Genomic DNA, 392 nt, shown 5'->3' with positions numbered 1-392 from the left:
TCAGGGAACCGCGTTCCTACCCGAGCGAGGGCCTGCCGGACAAACGTCACCTGGCTTGCACCCGGGCGCGGGGCCGGGGAGAGTCCCCACCGCCCGTGTCCGCACCCCTGCCCGACGCACCCACCGCCCCCGTGTCGCTCGAGACCCCGCCGGCCGATGCTCATCGTCCCGAGCCTCGGAAGCACACACACCTCACCTGGTTGTCGCTCGCGGGTGTGGCGCTCCTGCCCGCCATCGTCGCCGTGACGCAGCTGGGCCGCATCCATCCCGACGAGGTCTATCAGGCCCTGGAACCCGCCTACTGGCGCGTCCACGGCTACGGCGTGCTGGCGTGGGAGTGGCGCGATGGCATCCGCAACTGGGCTGTGCCTGGGGTGCTGGCGGCCTTCCTC

General features: G+C 71.9%; 1 pseudogene. It reads left to right on the top strand.

Annotated features, from left to right (window positions below):
* Window positions 1-95 precede the first annotated feature (95 nt).
* Window positions 96-392: pseudogene (locus D7Y04_RS46260) on the top strand (mannosyltransferase); the annotation flags it as partial.

This window comes from Corallococcus sp. AB038B, from assembly GCF_003668955.1.
In the GTDB taxonomy this organism is placed as follows: Bacteria; Myxococcota; Myxococcia; order Myxococcales; family Myxococcaceae; genus Corallococcus; species Corallococcus exiguus.
The sequence above is the reverse complement of the archived record's forward strand: the minus strand, read 5'-3'. Positions and strand labels throughout refer to the sequence as shown.